This window comes from Streptomyces sp. A0592 (assembly GCF_004795115.1).
GTDB classification, from domain to species: Bacteria; Actinomycetota; Actinomycetes; order Streptomycetales; family Streptomycetaceae; genus Streptomyces; species Streptomyces erythrochromogenes.
Map to the genome: position 1 here is coordinate 96,217 of NZ_SSBM01000010.1, position 16,194 is coordinate 112,410.

16 protein-coding genes and 1 pseudogene are annotated in these 16,194 nt (G+C 68.4%); 7 read left to right on the forward strand and 10 right to left on the reverse strand.

The features are described 5' to 3' along the window. The first annotated feature begins 303 nt into the window (after positions 1-303). From E6U81_RS16830 to E6U81_RS16840, 3 genes are all read left to right on the forward strand, one after another. Entirely contained in the window at positions 304-774 is a 471-nt protein-coding gene (locus E6U81_RS16830) for a plasmid mobilization relaxosome protein MobC (protein WP_136230892.1), read from the forward strand. Beyond that, positions 771-2,459, forward strand: a complete 1,689-nt coding sequence (locus tag E6U81_RS16835; RefSeq protein WP_136230893.1) for a relaxase/mobilization nuclease domain-containing protein — start codon at positions 771-773, stop codon at positions 2,457-2,459. The genes E6U81_RS16830 and E6U81_RS16835 overlap by 4 nt, the downstream gene beginning before the upstream one ends. Before the next feature lie 111 nt (positions 2,460-2,570). Continuing rightward, the gene (locus tag E6U81_RS16840) at positions 2,571-2,951 is read left to right on the forward strand and encodes a hypothetical protein (RefSeq protein WP_136230894.1); all 381 of its coding nucleotides are present in this window, start codon (positions 2,571-2,573) and stop codon (positions 2,949-2,951) included. Between the two features lie 259 nt (positions 2,952-3,210). Here the strand turns inward: E6U81_RS16840 and E6U81_RS16845 are convergent, their stop codons facing one another. Then, on the reverse strand, positions 3,211-4,413 hold the full coding sequence (locus E6U81_RS16845) for a damage-control phosphatase ARMT1 family protein (protein ID WP_136230895.1): 1,203 nt from the start codon (positions 4,411-4,413) through the stop codon (positions 3,211-3,213). Positions 4,414-4,508: 95 nt separating this feature from the next. Here E6U81_RS16845 and E6U81_RS16850 point away from each other — a divergent pair, with 95 nt between their 5' ends. After that, complete coding sequence (locus E6U81_RS16850) at positions 4,509-5,216, forward strand: hypothetical protein (RefSeq protein WP_136230896.1); 708 nt, start codon at positions 4,509-4,511, stop codon at positions 5,214-5,216. A gap of 86 nt (positions 5,217-5,302) precedes the next feature. Here the strand turns inward: E6U81_RS16850 and E6U81_RS16855 are convergent, their stop codons facing one another. Continuing rightward, positions 5,303-5,716 carry an NUDIX hydrolase gene (locus E6U81_RS16855; RefSeq protein ID WP_136230897.1) on the reverse strand — a complete coding sequence of 138 codons (414 nt, stop codon included), beginning with the start codon at positions 5,714-5,716 and terminating at the stop codon, positions 5,303-5,305. 2 nt (positions 5,717-5,718) lie between these two features. Further along, a pseudogene (locus E6U81_RS41050) lies at positions 5,719-5,883 on the reverse strand (NUDIX hydrolase); the annotation flags it as partial. Between the two features lie 170 nt (positions 5,884-6,053). On the opposite strand from E6U81_RS41050, the gene E6U81_RS16865 reads away from it, so the two are divergent. Further along, a complete protein-coding gene (locus E6U81_RS16865) occupies positions 6,054-6,590 on the forward strand; it encodes a hypothetical protein (RefSeq protein WP_136230898.1) in 537 nt (178 codons plus the stop codon). Between the two features lie 30 nt (positions 6,591-6,620). Here E6U81_RS16865 and E6U81_RS41055 read toward each other — a convergent pair whose 3' ends face one another. The 7 genes from E6U81_RS41055 to E6U81_RS16900 all read right to left on the reverse strand — a co-directional run bounded on the left by E6U81_RS41055 (position 6,621) and on the right by E6U81_RS16900 (position 13,778). Continuing rightward, positions 6,621-7,223 carry a hypothetical protein gene (locus E6U81_RS41055; RefSeq protein ID WP_240803856.1) on the reverse strand — a complete coding sequence of 201 codons (603 nt, stop codon included), beginning with the start codon at positions 7,221-7,223 and terminating at the stop codon, positions 6,621-6,623. Between the two features lie 386 nt (positions 7,224-7,609). Beyond that, complete coding sequence (locus E6U81_RS16875) at positions 7,610-8,632, reverse strand: glycosyltransferase (protein WP_136230899.1); 1,023 nt, start codon at positions 8,630-8,632, stop codon at positions 7,610-7,612. Between the two features lies 1 nt (position 8,633). Further along, complete coding sequence (gene serS / locus E6U81_RS16880; protein ID WP_136230900.1) at positions 8,634-9,926, reverse strand: serine--tRNA ligase; 1,293 nt, start codon at positions 9,924-9,926, stop codon at positions 8,634-8,636. Continuing rightward, complete coding sequence (locus E6U81_RS16885) at positions 9,919-10,635, reverse strand: histidine phosphatase family protein (RefSeq protein ID WP_136230901.1); 717 nt, start codon at positions 10,633-10,635, stop codon at positions 9,919-9,921. Before E6U81_RS16885 ends, serS begins: the two co-directional genes overlap by 8 nt. Beyond that, positions 10,632-11,558 (reverse strand): aminoglycoside phosphotransferase family protein, encoded by a 927-nt coding sequence (locus E6U81_RS16890; protein ID WP_136230902.1) that lies wholly within the window; start codon positions 11,556-11,558, stop codon positions 10,632-10,634. Before E6U81_RS16890 ends, E6U81_RS16885 begins: the two co-directional genes overlap by 4 nt. Further along, positions 11,558-12,808: a methionine adenosyltransferase gene (locus tag E6U81_RS16895; RefSeq protein ID WP_136230903.1), complete on the reverse strand. Its 1,251-nt coding sequence runs from the start codon at positions 12,806-12,808 to the stop codon at positions 11,558-11,560. The genes E6U81_RS16890 and E6U81_RS16895 overlap by 1 nt, the downstream gene beginning before the upstream one ends. A gap of 76 nt (positions 12,809-12,884) precedes the next feature. Next, on the reverse strand, positions 12,885-13,778 hold the full coding sequence (locus tag E6U81_RS16900; RefSeq protein WP_240803857.1) for an aminoglycoside phosphotransferase family protein: 894 nt from the start codon (positions 13,776-13,778) through the stop codon (positions 12,885-12,887). Between the two features lie 211 nt (positions 13,779-13,989). On the opposite strand from E6U81_RS16900, the gene E6U81_RS16905 reads away from it, so the two are divergent. Together E6U81_RS16905 and E6U81_RS16910 are read left to right on the forward strand one after the other, a co-directional pair. Then, a complete protein-coding gene (locus E6U81_RS16905) occupies positions 13,990-15,189 on the forward strand; it encodes a hypothetical protein (RefSeq protein ID WP_136230904.1) in 1,200 nt (399 codons plus the stop codon). A gap of 19 nt (positions 15,190-15,208) precedes the next feature. Next, the gene (locus E6U81_RS16910) at positions 15,209-15,922 is read left to right on the forward strand and encodes a creatininase family protein (protein ID WP_136230905.1); all 714 of its coding nucleotides are present in this window, start codon (positions 15,209-15,211) and stop codon (positions 15,920-15,922) included. Positions 15,923-16,194 lie beyond the last annotated feature (272 nt).

Consider the following 16,194-nt stretch of genomic DNA (forward strand, 5'->3'; position numbering starts at 1 on the left):
GGGACCTACGGACCAGCGGCTCCAGCTGGCCCGTAGGACCCCACTCGCTCAGCCACGCCAGCGACAACCCAGCCCGTCTGCCACTCCGACGGCTGTACGGCGAGCCCGCCGCTGGGCCCCTCGCCCAGCTCACCCCCATCCACCTCCACCGCAAGGAGTTCCTCCATGCACGATCAGCCCGCTCTCCCCTCCCCCGACGACCAGCAGCACGCAGCCTCGACATCAGCCACCGACCGGGCAGCAAGTTGGAGGTTCGGACACTCCCCCGCAGGGGGCGCGTCCGAACCCGAGCCCGCCCCGGGGGTGGCGGGCACCGTCCCGCGCCAGGGGGCACGGGACGGGGAGGCTGCGGCCGAGGGCGGACCGCAGCCGGGCAGGCGCCGGGGCAAGCCCCGTATCCGCGCCAGCAAGCAGCGCCCCGCCCACAGCGTCCGCCTCACCGAGCCCGAGTACCTGCGCATCGCCGCCGGCGCCGATGCCGTCGGCATGAGCGTCGCCGGCTTCCTCGCCACCTCCGGCCTGGCCGCCGCCCGCGACCTCGACCGCACCGCTGCCGTCATCGCCACCACCCAGGACGTCCTCACCACCCTGTTCTTGCTGCGACGCCAGCTCGGCATCGCCAACAACAACCTCAACCAGGCGGTCACAGCCCTGCACCGGGGCGTCGTCCCTGAAGGACTCGACGACACCATCGCCGCCGTCCTCCTCGCCGCCGAGGACATCCGCCGCGTCACCACCCGTATGACCAACCCCGAAGGAACCCAGGCCGCTTGATCCCGTCCATCCACAAGCAAGGCACCAGCACCGCCGGCCTGATCGCCTACCTCTACGGCCCCGGCCGCAGCGAGGAGCACACCGACCCGCACCTGGTCGCCTGCTTCGACGGCCTCGCCCCCGACCCCGGCCGCGGCGCCACCGAGGAGGACCTCCAACAGCTGCTCGACGAACCCCTCCACCTCCTCCCCGCAGACAGGCGACCGGACAAGCACGTCTGGCACGCCTCCGTCCGCTCCGCCCCCGGCGACCGCACCCTCACCGACGCCGAGTGGGCGGACATCGCCCGCCGCGTCATCGCCGCCACCGGCATCGACCCCGGCGACGGCGCCGGATGCCGCTGGGCCGCCGTCCGCCACGCCGACGACCACATCCACCTCATCGCCACACTCGTCCGCGAAGACGGCCGCAAGCCCGACCACCACCGCTCCGGCCAGCGCGCCCAAACCGAATGCCGCCGCATCGAAGCCGACTACGACCTGCACCGCGTGGCGCCCGGAGACGGCACCGCCGCCAAACGCCCCACCAGCGCCGAACGCCACAAAGCCAAGCGCCAGGGCCGGGACCGCACCGCCCGCGAGGAACTGCGCGAGACCGTCCGCCGCGCCGCGGCAGGCACCGCCTCGGAGACGGAGTTCTTCGACCGCCTCGCCTCCGCCGGCCTCCTCATCCGCCGCCGGACCGCACCCTCCGGCGACACCCTCGGATACACCGTCGCCCTCCCCGAGGACCGCAACAAGGACGGGGCACCTGTTTTCTACTCCGGGTCTAAGCTCGCGCCCGACCTCTCCCTGCCCCGCATCCGCGAACGCTGGACCGGTACGGCGACCCAGCCGACCGCCGCCCCGGTGAGCGGTCCCGCGTCCGCCCGTCGGCACGCCACCGGTGCCCTCTGGCAGGCCGTCCTCCTCATCGACCACGGCGACGACGGAGCCGTGGCCGCCCAGATCGCCGCCGCCAGCGAGGTCCTCGACGCCCTCGCCAAGACCTCCGCCGCCCACACCCGCCACCAGCTACGGGAAGCGGCAACGGCGTTCGAGCGGGCGGCCCGCTCCCACGTACGCGCCGAACGCGGCCACGACCGCGCCCTGCGCCAAGCCGCCCGCGACCTGATCCACAGCGGACCAGCCCTGGGCCGGAGCGAGGACGGCGCCACCACCGCCATGGTCATTGACATGGCGTTCTTCCTCGCCACCGCCGCCGCCACCTGGCACGCCAAGAAGCACCACGCCCAGCAGGCAGCAGCCGCTCTCCAGGCTGCGGAGCACCTGCGCGCCGCCTACGAGACCACGGCAGCCCACCCCATGGCCGTCCTCCGGCTGCGAGGCCAGCGGCTGGCGCTGGGTGTGCAGCAGCGGCAGGCCAACCTTGTCCGCCAGGCGCTACCTGAGCTGGCGAAGCAGGTTCTGTCCGAACCTGGCTGGCCCGCCCTGGCCGCCACCCTCGACGACGCCCGCAACGCCGGCCATGACCCGGTCGCCCTGCTAGCCGACGCCACCCGCCGCCGCGAGCTCGACACCGCCACCTCGATCAGCGACGTCCTGGTCTGGCGCCTGCGCCGCAGCGCCCACCTGCCCGCCGCCCCTGACACCCCGACCGCCCGAAGGAGCCGGCGCACACCGCCTGCGGCGCGCGCCGCACAGCAGGCGACGGCGCCCGCGACCGACTCAACCCGGCGGCGCTGACCAAAGAAGGGCGGCTGAAGGTAACCGACGATCCCCGGTTAGCCAAACCGGGGATTCTCCAGACCCTTGAAGTACAGCCCCACCAACCACACCCTCTCCAGGAGCACCCGTATGCCCGAAACCGAAATCCGCCCCCACATCGTCGCCCTCCTCTGCGACTCGAACTTCAAGTACCGACGCGACACCAACACCTGGTCCCACGTAGACAGCCGGCCCTTCACCAAGGAGGAACAGGCCACCGCCTTGCGCGCCACCCGTGCCGAGTTTGAAGAGTTTGCGGCACAGCACAGTCGCTACATGGAGTACAAGCGGACCCTGGAAGAAGCCCCGGAAGCCTTCCAGCGGTTCCTCGCCCCGTTCATGGACCAGCTCACCACGAAGAATCTCGGCAACGCCGTCGAGCTCATGACCAAGGACGAGAGGGCCGAATTCGACCGACTGCTCGGCCTCATGATCGAGCCCCCGCGCCGCTTCACCCCGTACACCTTCTGACCAACGCCACCGGGGCCAACGCACTTCAGCGTTGGCCCCGGCGGCATGTCCGCGCATCAGTCAGGCTGCATCGCGCCCTCGTCCCCGAGGGTGCCAGCACCGATGGCATCTACAGGACGTCGGTGATCTCCTCGGGCTTGAGGTCGATGCCGAGTACGGCCGACGGCAAGGAATCCGCCCGCGCCACCCGCTATCCGCCTGTCGCCAAGGTGGCCCAACTGACTCAGCGCTACCCGCGAGGTCACCCGGCCCAAGGCCCCTACCGACGCACCTGGATCAGAGCGTGCGTCCCGCTCGTACGCCACGCGGCGCCCGACCGCTCCAGAGAGTCCAGCGTTCCAGCCTCCAGGCCGACGATCACATCGGACTTCAGCGTGCGCAGGGCTGCGACGGCACCCGGGAAGTAGCAGGTGAGGTCAGCGAACGGCGTCGTGGCGCCCCAGTGCCTGTCGCCCACCAGGCGGCGGTAATTCAGGTCGCCCTTCAGGATGGTCAGTGCGGCGCCCTCGAACTCGCTGCGGAGGTCCGCGGGCATCTCCTCGTACGGCAGCGGCGCGCAGAAGAACGGGTGCGAGCGGACCTCAAGGTTCCCGACCGCCATGGCCTTCCACAGGCGGCCGCCGATCCGGCCTGCCTCACCCGGAGCATCGGTGAGACGGCGCAGACAGTCGACCACGTCCGCCGTCATCGCGTCGGAGACGTAGTACGGATAGGGCTTCACATGGAGCACTACCTTTTCGGCGCGACCGTGTTCGAGGAGGTGGTCGATGAGGATCAGGTCCGGGATCAACTCGCGACCCGCATTGTCCGCCACAACGGCGACGGTCGAGGCGGCCCCGGTGGGCAGGAGCTTCCACAGCAGGGCGCTCTCGTCGGCGACCAGGGCCGAGGCTTCGGGGCCACCGACGGCCGGTTCGCCCTCGACCACACGGAAGCCGAGGTCTGCGCGGTTTCCCCAGAGCGAGGCGTGGAGCAGGGCAGTGGCCCGTTCGTCGACCGCCACGTCGGCCAAGGCGTCCAGGGCACGCAGTTCCTCGTCGACCGCCTCGCCGCGGAGTTCGGCCTGCTTGAACGGGGCGAACGGGTCGACCCCACCCCACGGGCCGGTTCCGAAGTACCCGACGGCAGCGAGGAGCTTGCGGTAGAAGTAGCTCTCCGCCCAGAGGAACGGGGCGTCGTACCAGGACTGCCCGAAGCGCCCTTGCCCCCAGTCCGTCCAGCTCTCGTGATCGTGCTCTCCGTCGGCCGGCGGTTCGATAGCGCCGCGGGTGATCTCGTCCAGCAGGGCGTCGAGCGCCTCGTGCTGGCGGGGGCCGTACGGGAACGCGTCCCGTACCTGCTGGATGAGGGCGGGGTGGCGCTTGGCCATCACCCCCCAGGCGAACGAGCCCGGCTCGTTGCTCAGGATGACCGGCGCGCCCGCCGCAGTAGGTCCCGTGGCGCGGGAGGCCTTCTCAGTCATGGTGTCCACTCATTCTCTGCGTCACGTCTGCTCCCTCTTGGCCCCTGTGGGGCCGAGCTCCTTGCTAACGTCGGTCAGTCGCCAAGGAGGGTCCGGTGCTGTCTTCCTCATCAGCTACCGCCGCTTCCGACTTACGAGTTGAACCGACTGACATCGTCCTCGACGAGGTCGAGCGGATGCTCCGGACTCAGCTGGACCGCACCACACTGGTGCGGAAGCGCCGGTCCCTCGGAGCGAGGACGGATCGCGACACCTGGGTGCGTATCGAGCGGCGCCGCTTCGAGAAAATCGGGAACCAGGGCTGGAACGGCACTGAGTGCGCCGCACTGCTGGATGGCATCGCGATGCCGCAGTGGCGGCGGGGTGCGGCGTGGCGGCAGAGGGACGAGCCGGTGATGTGGCGCGCTGCCGAGACCGATCTGCTGCCCGACTCTCCAGTGGGCAACAGCGTGCTGGTCGCCGCCCCGCTCCTCCCGGAGACGTGGTGGCAAGCGCTGAACCGCTCACTGGATGCCCTCTCAGTGCAGAGCACAAGCCGGGTGGCGACTCCCGACACGATCACGATCACACAGGGCGGGGTGGCGGAGGCTATCCACCGCTTCCTTCCGGATGGCGTCGACAACGAGGTACGGCAGTGGCAGCCGGCGCATGCCGATCTGAACTGGGCGAACATGACCGGGCCGGAATTCTCCCTGTTCGTCTGCGCGAAGATCCTGGCCCCTGACGCGCATGCCGAAGACCCTCGCCTTGAACCCGCCCGCCGGATGGCTGAGCAGGTTGTGGCGGACCTTCAGCGCGCCTGACGATTGGCCCCATTTCCGAAGGAGCTGCGGGCTAGACGTTCCGTGCAACGCAAAGGGGACGACGCCGCACGCCGCAACGGCCTTCGTCAGCGGGTCAGGGCCGCATCGAGGTGCACTTGTACCGGCTCGAACAGGCCGTAGGGGACGTACTGCGGGATCTCTGCGTGGGTAACCCATTCAAGCTCGGCCAGTTCTTCGGTGTCCGCGACGTGCGCGTGGCCGCCGATCACCTCGCAGGCCGTGTAGGACATCAGTCGACCGGTGGCCGGGTGGATCCGTTCGCCGAGGAGCTTGACCGCCTTCACAGTCAGGCCCGCCTCCTCCTGGGTTTCGCGTACGGCGGCGTCCTCGCGGGATTCGCCGGGCTCGACCTCGCCGGCCGGGAACTGCCAGGAGAGCTGGCCCTCGCTGACCCGGCGCCGCAGCATGAGCACGCGCCCCTCGTGCACCACGATGGCCGCGGCGATACCCGGTCGCTCCTCCGCGTTCTGCTGCGTCACGTCTACTCCTCCAGAACAGCCAGGATGGGTGGGAAGACCATATCGACGGGGGTGAACCGGGTGAGGGAGTCTTTCGGAATCCACGTGACGTCCGCGGTTTCCTCGGCGTCAGCGTTGGCAGCCCCTCCCGCCAGGTACTCGCAAAGGAAGTAGTCACAGAGCACTCCGGCGGCCGGGGCTGCCCGGCCGCCGGTCGGCCTCGCTACGGTTCGACGTTTGTACAACTGGTTGTCCTAATTGGCCATCAGGATTCAAGTTGGTTCAGAACCGGCGGGCCAATCGGTCAAGATCCTCTACCCCCACAGCCGCTCCGCTCCTTGGATCTAGCGTGTCAGCCGTGCCTGACACCGAGTACGAGAGCCGCGGGGTTCCGCTGGAGGAATACCAGCTCACCCGTCGAGACCATCGCGAGCAGCAGCAGCGCGACACCATGAGGCAGTCCGTTAGCCAACGGGTCGAGGAGGACGTGGCCAGGTGTCGGGCAGACCCGGAGATGGCTGCGCGACGCCGTCAAGCGTTCGAAGATGCCTGGAAGCTGATGCAGTCCTTCAAGAAGGCAGATCACGAGATCATGCGGTGGCGGGTCCGTCTGTACTGCGGCCACATCACCGAAACCCGGCGTCACCGCGAGAGCTGCAATCCCACCTTGTCCGGCTCATCTTCCTCGATGGACTGCCCAGAATGCGGGAAGGAGTCGTCGGTGATCGTTGCCTTCGAGCCCATCGGCCTCGTGAGAGAGCCGCCCGCCGCTGCTCGTGAAGAATTGGCAACTCCTCCACCGCCAAAACGGCCGACCCGTGCTGAGCTTGAACGCCGCATCGCCCAGCTAGAGAAGGAGAACGAGCGCCTTCGAGTACCGGGCCGCATCGATTGACGCCTTGGCCAGCGCCCTCGTCGTCGCCGATTACCGGAGCGTCTCCTCCTCGATGCGGCAGGCGACTACCGGCCACGGGGCGCGCAGCTCGCCAAAAAGATTCCAGTAGCCGAACGCCTCGCGGACCATGGCGCTGACGCCGAGGCGGGCAGCGTCCGGGGCGATGGCCCCTATGACTCGCCGCGTGATTCCTCCCGCTCCGCGCGCCGCGGGAGTGATTCCGTGGCCGAGGAGGAGTGTGGCGGTGCGGATAGCGTCGAGCGTCGTCGGCGGTGCCGACTGGGCGAAGCGACCGTAGACCAGGTCGTACCAGTGTTTCCGGGTACGTGCCCAGGCGAGGCGTTCCAACCCGGTGCCGAGGTCCACAGCCAGGCGGTCCGGGTGGTCGGTGTTCCACAGGAGGACGATGTCACCGAGGGTGAGGTCCAGGTGGCGGAAGCGCAGGGTTAGGCCTTCGACCTCGTTTCGGCGCCAGGGGGTGAGAGTGCCGTAGATGCTCAGGTGCCGAGCGTGGAAGCCGAGTCGGGAGAGGACGGTCAGCCAGCCGTCGAGGATGGCTCCGTACTCGTCCAGGGCCTTGATGGGTTGGACTCGGGAGACATTGACGAAGGAGGTCAGGAATCCCTCGGCCAAGAAGCCCCTGGCGTCGCGTTGGCCTGTGAAGCGGACGACTGGCTGGGGGAGGAATCCACTCCGATAGGTGCGGGGCTTGCCCTCCTTGAGGAGGGGGTCGAGGGCCTGGACCGCGGAGATGGTGAGCTCGGTCTCTCGGCCCCATCGGAGGGGAAGGCAGGCGTCACGAGTGGCGCCGTTGCCCGCGAACCCGTGCTGCAGACCGTCCAGCAGCTCGCGCCACGAGGGTGGTCGACGCGGCGGGCTGTAGGGGGTGCCTCGGTGAGGGTGTTGGATCTGGATGCGGGAGCCGTCGGCGGTGAACTCCCAGTGGGGACCTAACGCCGCGCGGAGCACAGCGGGTATCCGCAAGGCCAGGGCGTCTCCGGCCACACTGTTTGTCCCAGTCAGCACGATCGGGCTGCAATCGCCGAGAAGTGCCGCGCAGGGTCGAAGCGGCGCAGGCCGATCTCTTGGACCTGACCGTGGTCGAGGTCCTCCGCCTGCTCGATGGCGCGTGCCAGGCGGCGGGCCGCTGTCTCGTCGTCCTCATCGGGATTGGCCACGCTGATCGCGCCGGTCTGGTCGCAGAGAGCAGCTTCGGCGCAGGTGCCGGTGCGCCACGTGAGGGCGGCCATCGGGGTGCCGGCCCGGAGGGATTCGCCGAAGACAGCGGCGCCGGCCTCCACGTAGGTGCGGGCGTAGGTGTAGACGAAGACGGACGCATCGCGGATGGCAGCGGTCTTGGCGGGGCCACCGAGTTCGCCGACCCACTTGACGTGGTCTGCGCTGAAGAGCCGATCGTGGCGTCGTACGTAGCCCTCGTCGAAGACCGGTCCGACGATCCGAATCCGGCGGCCGAGTATCTGAGCAGCACGTACGGCGATGTGCGGAGCCTTCTCCTCGTCGATCCGGCCGAGCCACACGAGGTCGGTACCGGCGACCGCCGGCGGCTCCTCCTCGTTGAGGCCGAGGTGCACGGCCAGCTCGGGGATCGGCTGGTGGTCGGCGTACCGCTCGATCATCTCCGGCGAGTAGCAGTAGAGCCGGGACCGCTTGCCGTCGAAGGCGGTAGCGGTGTGCTGGAAGACCGGCGAGTGCTGGAACGTGGCGACGTCGCAGTCCAGTTCGTTCCATGTCCGGGTCCAGGCGGGCAGCGAGGGGTACTCGTGCCCCACGACCAGGAGGTCGTATCCGGCGCCGCGGAGCTCGCGCTCGGCGAGCGATCCGGCGGTGATGTCCTCCAGGCGGACCGGCTTACGGACCCAGTCGTGTTCCAGGTCCGTGAGCCAGCCTGGCCCGAGGAGGTGTACGTCGGCGCCCGCGGCCCGGGCGCCTACGGCGACCGCCCACAGCCATCGTTCGATCCCGCCGTACCCGGCGGGTGGAAAGGCGTAGCTACCAGGGAAGTCGCAGACGCCGACGAGCACGTTATGCCTCCGGTGTTCCGTCCGCCGAGATACGGCGGAAGCCGAGGTACGGGAAAAGGGATTCGGGAAGGACGAGGGAGCCGTCCTGCTGCTGGCACTGCTCGAGGAGCGCGGCCACGGTGCGGCCGATGGGCAGGCCGGAGCCGTTGAGGGTGGCGACGAGCTTGGGCTTGCCGTCCTCGCCTCGGGTGCGGATGTTCGCGCGGCGGGCCTGGAAGGTGCCGAAGTTCGAGATCGAGGAGATCTCGCGGTACGTGTTTTGGCTCGGGATCCAGACCTCGATGTCGTACGTGAGCTGGGCCGAGAAGCCCGTGTCACCGGCGGCCAGCTTGACGACGCGGTACGCGAGGCCGAGCTCCTTCAGGCACGCCTCGGCGTGGCCGACCATCGTCTCCAGCGTGGCGTCCGCGTCCGCGGGGTCGACCATCTGGACGATCTCGACCTTGGCGAACTGGTGCTGGCGGATCAGGCCGCGGGTGTCACGGCCGTACGAGCCTGCCTCCGACCGGAAGCACGGAGTGTGCGCGGTGAGGGCCAGCGGCAGGTCGGCCGGCGGGATGATCTCGTCGGCGTAGAGGTTGGTCAGCGGTACCTCGGCCGTCGGGATGAGGAATAGTTCGCGGTCGGCTACGCCGGTCTTGAACAGGTCCTCCTCGAACTTCGGCAGCTGTCCGGTACCGGTCATCGTCTTGCGGCTGACCAGGTACGGAACAGCGTGCTCGACGTACCCGTGCCGGCGGGTGTGGATGTCGAGGAAGAGCGTCGCCAAGGCACGCTCCAGGGCAGCGCCTGCCCCGCGGGAGACGACGAACCTGGGGCCCGACAGCTTCGTCGCCCGGCCGAAGTCGAGCATGCCGGTGCTCTCGCCGAGGTCGACGTGGTCCTTCGGCTCGAAGGAGAAGGCCGGCGGGGTGCCGACACGCCGGACCTCGACCGCGAACTCCTCCGAGTCGCCGTCCGGGGCCGCGTCGTCCGGCAGGTTCGGGATGGTCAGGAGCAGCTCGGTCAGCTCCTCCTGCACCTGCTCCTGCTCGGTCTCGATGTCCCGGATCTGGTCCTTCAGCTCGCGGGCACGCTCCTTCAGCTTGGAGATGTCGCCGCCCTGCTTGGCCGTCTGCTGGACCTCGCTCGCCACCCGCTTGGCCTCCGCCCGCAGCTCGTCGGCTGAGCGGATGCTCTGGTTGCGCCGGGACTGGAGGTCTTCCAGCCGGGACAGGTCCAGGGAGTAACCGCGACGAGCGAGCCGACGAACTGCTTCGGCACCCATTTCAATCAGGGCGCGGGCGTCATGCATGAGGAAGATCCTTTTTATCCAGCGAGTGGGATGGGGATACCGCATCGACGGTAGCAACCGCCGACCCCTCGCTGATCCGCAATATCGCTGAGTCACCATCGGTGGCTGATTCGTGGTGAACGCTCGTATCAAGATCGTCCAGCAGTGCCGTGATGAGGATGGGGAGCTCGTCATCGGGTATGGCGACCGGCTCGACGTACGGGGCCTCCGGGAAGAACAGCGGCATGGGGTCGTCTGGGGAGCGGTCCCGGTGCCAGAGCAGCACGGAGACGAGCAGACCGTGGCTGACGAGTACACGGGGACCGGGGTGCTCCAGGGCGGAGAGAACCCCGGAGAGCATCCTCCGGATGCCCTCGCGCTGGGATTCTGCGGCACCGGGTGGACGCTGCCCCGCACCGTGGCTGTCGAGCCAGACCGCGTATTCGAGGAACGGGCTGCCCTCGAATTCCCCGTAGTCGAGTTCGTTCAGTCGGCCATCGACAACCAGCGTGGCCGCGGGAACGCCCATCAGAAGAGAAGTCGTCTGCCGGGCTCGCGGGAATTCGCTGGTCAGCCACGTGGACACGGAGTGTAAGGGGAGGATGCTCCAGGCACGGCTCAGTGACTGCCGGCCTTCCTCATTGAGGTGGATGTGCTTGGTCGGGTCGCCATTGACGAGGTACCGCTTGCTGTAGTTCGTCTGGCCGTGGCGAACGATGTAGGTGGTCACGTTCCGCTCCGTGGAGTTGATGCCGAGAGGTCGGAGAGCACTTCCGCCATCTGCGGTGCTCTCGGGTCGTCGGTCTCCAGGTAGAAGAGGAGACCGTCGAGGGCGAGCAGGCGGCACCAGGGCGCGAGTACGGGGATGGGGATCCGGGAGATGCGTGAGGCAGTGGTCAGCCGCTCCCCGGTCCTGCGGGCAAGGTCGTAGTAGATGGTCCAGAACGCCCAGTCGAACGCCGGGTCACCCACCATGGGGAGCGGGTCGATCAGGCGCGGGTGCGCCAGCCAGTCGAAGAGCACGTTCTCCCGGTACAGGTCCGCGTGCAGCACCGTCACCCGGCTCGGGTCTTCCTCAAGGCCGGTGATTGCCGGGAGCATGGCGTCAACGAGAGGGCGCCAGACGCCGGTGTCGAGCGCGTGCTCCCGCCGGTGGATCCGGGGGAGGACCTCCCCGGCGAGGTAGCTGGCGAGCCGGGGGAAGTCGTTCGGTCGGTTTCTGCGCCGCCCGAGGGTGTGGAGTCCCTGGAGGGCAGCGGCGACCATCGGCGTCTCACGCGCCGGCCGATCCGCTCCCCCGGGCCGCCCCCCTACGAGTTCGAGGGCGGCCACAGCCAGATCGTCCGCAGCCTCCAAGACGTCTGCCGTGGGTCCACCGGCCCACAGCCGCAGAGCGTCCACCTCGTGGCGGTACCGGTCGGGGTCGACCCAGGCTTTGAGGAGCAGCGGACGCCCGTCGAGGTCGGTCGCCGTGGCGATCACCGAGGCGTGTCCGGCGTCGAAGTAGTCCCCGAACGAGAGCTTCCAGCGTTCCGCAGCCCCCGCTAGCAGGCCGGGGGCTGCGTCGAGCCAGCCCTCGGCGCCGCTGCCGTAGTGCGCGAGTAAACGCCGTCGGCAGCCTGCGGGAATCTCTCCGAGCGTCCGCTTCGGCATCAGCTCAGCACGATCCCGTCGGAGACGAGTTCGTCCGTGAGGGCCGGGAACTCGGTGAGGATCTCCGCGACCAGGGCCTGCACCTTGTCGACCTCGGCGTCGGGAGCGGAAAGGCGGACGAGGATGCGCCAGGGCTCATCGAGCCGCTGCCCGGTGGTGCTCACGAGGTGCACCTCGGCGTGGCCCGCGGTCGCCACGTGGAGCCGGGAGGCCAGCCGCTGCGCGGCGATGTTGTAGAGCTTGCCGACGTGGTAGACGGGGTTCTTGCCGTTCGCCCCCTCCAGGTTCATCGGCCGCAGGGGCGTGATGAGGCCGTTCACGCGGTTGCCTCGGCCGACGACGCCCTCGTCACCGGACTCGATGGAGCTGCCGGTGTACGTCAGGTACAGCTCGTCCTTCTCCGGCACGTCCCGGGCGTTCAGCCGGAAGCGGGTATCCGCCCCGAACATCCGGAGGGCGGCGAGCCGGTGGCACTCGGCCAGAACGCTCTCCGCGTTGCGGACGTACTCCGCCCGGCTGGCGACATGGCGCGACTTCTGGGGGACGCACAGCACGACGTCCGCCCGCTCTCCGTCCCAGTAGCCCATGAGCTTGACGTCGGAGCCGCACCAGGCGTGGGCGAGGGTGAAGTCGCTCTCGCCGGAGAACTGGTCCACCAGCTCGCGGACGAACGACTCGAACGGGTTCTCCGGCGCCCAGCCCGTCCCGAGGGACGTGTCATTGGACAGCCGCACCCGCCGCTCGCGGAGGTCGTCGATGGAGCGCGGGTTGAACCAGCGGGTGCGGTCCGGCACTCCGTCGCCGGTGAGGACGGCGCCTGGGCTGGAGTTGCTGGTGATGTTGAACGTGATGTCGAGGTGGTTCGACACCTCGGGGAGCCGCTCGCCGAAGAAGGCCCTGACCTCGGCCTCGATGATCTCCTTGACGGGGATCCGCTCCCCGCCGCACATGGGCGCGGCTCGCCCGTTGACCAGGACGCGGACGGGGGACGTCATCCCGCCGGCTCCGTAGCGGACCTCGCTGGCCCCGCCGAGGAGGGCGAGCTTGTCGAAGTTGTGGTGCAGGACGGCACCGAAGTGCTGGACGGTGTAATGGCTGTAAGCGCGGGACAGCCGCTCGGCGAGGTGGTCCGCCAGGGTGTCCGGGTGGCCGAGGCCCTTGCGCTCCACGATGGTCGTCGCGTCCGGCGTGGCCCTGCCGGTCTCGATGACGAGGTGGCTGTTTCCGATGGTCGTGCTCGTACGAGGCATCACGAACTCCGTTCATTGGGACAGAAGAAAATGTGCGCAGGCGTCAGCACGCCTGGATGAGCGCTGGAGCACGAGGTCAGCGCGGGACGCCAGCTACCCGAAGAAGCGCAACGGACCGAGCCAGTGCCCTGTAAGCGGCTGTTGGCTGGTCTTCGCCAGCGAGTCGAGAAACATCGTGGCTACTGAGCTGGTCGATGTCGTGTGGCCGCCGGCGATCGAGCCAGAGGAGGAGTCGCCAGGCCAGGACGGGCCCGCTGAACGGCATCGCAGTCAGAAGCTCGACCGGAACCCGCTCAGGTGGCACGCCGTCGTAGAGCAAGTCGCGGACGAGGTGAAAGACGACGTCGGCGTAGTCGACGACAGCGGGGCCGCAGGCACTGGCCTCCCAGTCCACGACGTGTAGGCGCTCGCCGTCGACGAGGAGGTGCTCGGGCTTGAGGTCGCCATGCAGGTAAACCACGGGCTGCGAGTCGAGTGGATGGAGGAACCCTTCCAGCACCGCCCACCAAGGCCGCCGCCGACAGCGTGACGTGAGCTGGTCCAGCAGAAACTGACGCTGGGAAACGGAGCCGGCTTGCCTTCGTTCCCAGCCGGAGCCGGGGGTGAGGTCAACAGCAGGTTGATGCAGCCTGCCGCTCACATCGAGAACGTGACCGATGTACTCCTCAACCACCTCGTGCGCACCGATCGAGCAGGGCGTGCCCGGCAGCATCGAGAAGACCGTCCAGGACCCGGCCACGCCCTCGCCCGTGGCCAGAACGACCGGGGCCGAGAGTCCTCGAAGGACGGCTCGCCCAACCGTCTCAGCCTCACGCCGTCGCCGGCCCTCCGGATCGATCCCTACGTAGACCTTCAGCAGTGCAGAGCCGTCCACCGCACGCCGAGTTGTGGAGTGAGGCTTGGCGGTCGCAGGCCCGAACGGTCCGGGACGGTGCTCGATGTACGTCTCTGTCATCCCTGAGCCGATCACGATCCCACCTCCAGCCTGCCGATTTCACGTGAATGACCTTGCCGGGGTTGATGGCCCCGTCGTCGTGCTTGCGCCAAGTAAGCCCGACTCCTCGCCATCGAGCAGTGGACGGGGTTAACAGACCCGGCTGTTAACTGTTAACTCCCCACGCCAGAAGCCACCTTGGACGCATAGTGAGAGGGGGCGTGCCGCGATGCACTTCGGGGGAGCGATGAAGTCCAAGAGCAGGCTTCAGACAGTGCGGCTCAGCCGCGGATGGATGCAGGGCGACCTCATCGAGGCTCTTGTCGCCACCGCCGAGCGCCTCGGCGTCGAATCGCCCTCCCCCGCCAGCTGGAAGACGCTCGTCTCCATGTACGAGAACGGTCGACGACCGGTGAGCGCGGACCACCAGCCCCTCTTCCGCGAGGCCTACCAAGCGACGAACGAAGAACTGGGATTCCCGGAGCCCGGAATCCTGCTGGAGAACCGGACACCTCATCCGCCGGCGGGCCCACTCCGGGCGAAGAACCCCGTACCGATCAGCCCGGAGCTGCTGACGTACCTGACCTCGCTCCTCGACCAGCATGCCCAGGCCGAGCCGCTTGTCGGTCCACAGTTTCTGCTGGCACCTGTGCAGAGCCAGATGCCCCTCGTCGAGCAGATGTGCCAGGACGCCTACGGGCCCTTACGCGAGGACGTCCTGCGCATCAGCGCTCGGTACACAGAGTTCCTTGGGTGGCTGCATCAGGACACGGGCCACGCGGACAAAGCCATGCGATGGACCAGCCTCGCCATGGAGTACGCCCAGGAGCTGGGCGACCCCATGCTGATCGCCTACCTGTTCCAGCGACGCAGCAACATCGCCACCGAGGCAGGCCACGCAGGACACGGCGCCGGCCTCGCCAGCGCCGCGCTCCGCTACGCCGCACAGCTCTCCCCACGGGTCCATGCCGTCGTATTGCGCCAGCTTGCCAACAGCAAGGCCGGGCTTGGTGAAGCGGCCGAGACCGCCCGCGCGATCGACCAGGCTCTCGCTGCCGCCTCCAAAGGCGATGACGCTGACCCCATGGCCGGGTACTGCTCCGTGGCCTACATCGAAATGGAAGCCGCGAACTGCAACGTCCGGCTGGAACGCCCAGGCCAGGCAGCGGAGATCTACCAGGAAAGCCTCAGCCACTGGCCCGCCGTACAAGAGCGGGACCGCGGCCTGTGCCTCGCACGCCTAGCAACGGCCAACGCCCTCCTCGAAGACGTGGAAGGGGCCCACCAGGCCGCCGAGCAAGCACTGGGGATCGCCCAACGGACAGGCTCGGCACGCATCCTGAACGAGCTGTACCGACTTCAACCCCACCTTGCGCCCTGGCGCAAACTGGTGGAAGTTTCAGAGCTGAACAGGGAGCTCGACACGATGAAGAGAGCCGCCCCGTAGTCGACCCTTAGGGAGTGCCGTGAACCTGCTGCCGACCGCCACCAGCACGGACGTCGAGGACCGACAGCCTCGCGTCGCCGTGCTCCCCGTCGGCTCCTTCGAGCAGCACGGCCGCTATCTCCCGCTGATCACCGACACGGCAATCGCCTGCATCATCGGCCAAGAGGTCGCTGACGCCTACCCGGTCCACCTGCTCCCGCCGATCACGATGTCGTGCAGCCATGAGCATGCCGCGTTCCCCGGCACGGTCAGCATCAGCGCGAAGACCCTGTTCGCGGTGATCGACGACATCCGTGCATCCCTCGCCCGGTCCGGCATCAGCAAGCTCGTGATCATCAACGGCCACGGCGGCAACTACGTCCTGTCGAACATCGTGCAAGAAGCCAACGTCGACGGCCCCGCCGTCTCCCTCTTCCCCCTCAGCGCCGACTGGGACCGAGCCCGCGACAACGCCAGCTTGGACTCCGACCGCCACGCCGACATGCACGCCGGAGAGATCGAGACCTCCATCCTCCTGCACGCTGCCCCAGAGCTCGTACGAGACGGAAACGCCAATGCCGACCACGACGGCGGCCCCCGTCCCTTCCTCCTAGTCCAGGGCATGAGGGCGTACACCACATCCGGCGTGATCGGCTTTCCGTCCTTCGCCACCGCAGGCAAGGGCAAAGCCGTGCTGGCCAGCCTGACCGGCAGCTTCGCCGACCACCTCGAAGCCCTCGGCACGAACGACTGAAGCCGGCCGAGCCAACCCGCACTTTTCCTCGAAGGATTTCTGCTTTGACGCCTGCGACAAAAGACTTCCCGATCGGCTCGATAGTCCTGTACCTGGGGAACCGCGCCAATGTCACCGGGTATGCAGCCGACGGCAACGTCGAGATACGGATGCTGAACACCGGAAGCGAGCTGTCCGCCCCTTTGGGCAGGCGGGACTGCTGCAGGGTTGGGTGACATCTGACCTGGCTCGCTGAGAGGCGGACCGGAAGGGTGTCGCCATGCCCAAGCTGT

Coding starts and splice junctions, on each gene's coding strand:
- E6U81_RS16840 (WP_136230894.1), top strand. CDS start 2,571: ATGCCCGAAACCGAAATCCGCCCCCACATCGTCGCCCTCCTCTGCGAC.
- E6U81_RS16845 (WP_136230895.1), bottom strand. CDS start 4,413: ATGACTGAGAAGGCCTCCCGCGCCACGGGACCTACTGCGGCGGGCGCG.
- serS (WP_136230900.1), bottom strand. CDS start 9,926: ATGCATGACGCCCGCGCCCTGATTGAAATGGGTGCCGAAGCAGTTCGT.
- E6U81_RS16890 (WP_136230902.1), bottom strand. CDS start 11,558: ATGCCGAAGCGGACGCTCGGAGAGATTCCCGCAGGCTGCCGACGGCGT.
- E6U81_RS16895 (WP_136230903.1), bottom strand. CDS start 12,808: ATGCCTCGTACGAGCACGACCATCGGAAACAGCCACCTCGTCATCGAG.
- E6U81_RS16905 (WP_136230904.1), top strand. CDS start 13,990: ATGAAGTCCAAGAGCAGGCTTCAGACAGTGCGGCTCAGCCGCGGATGG.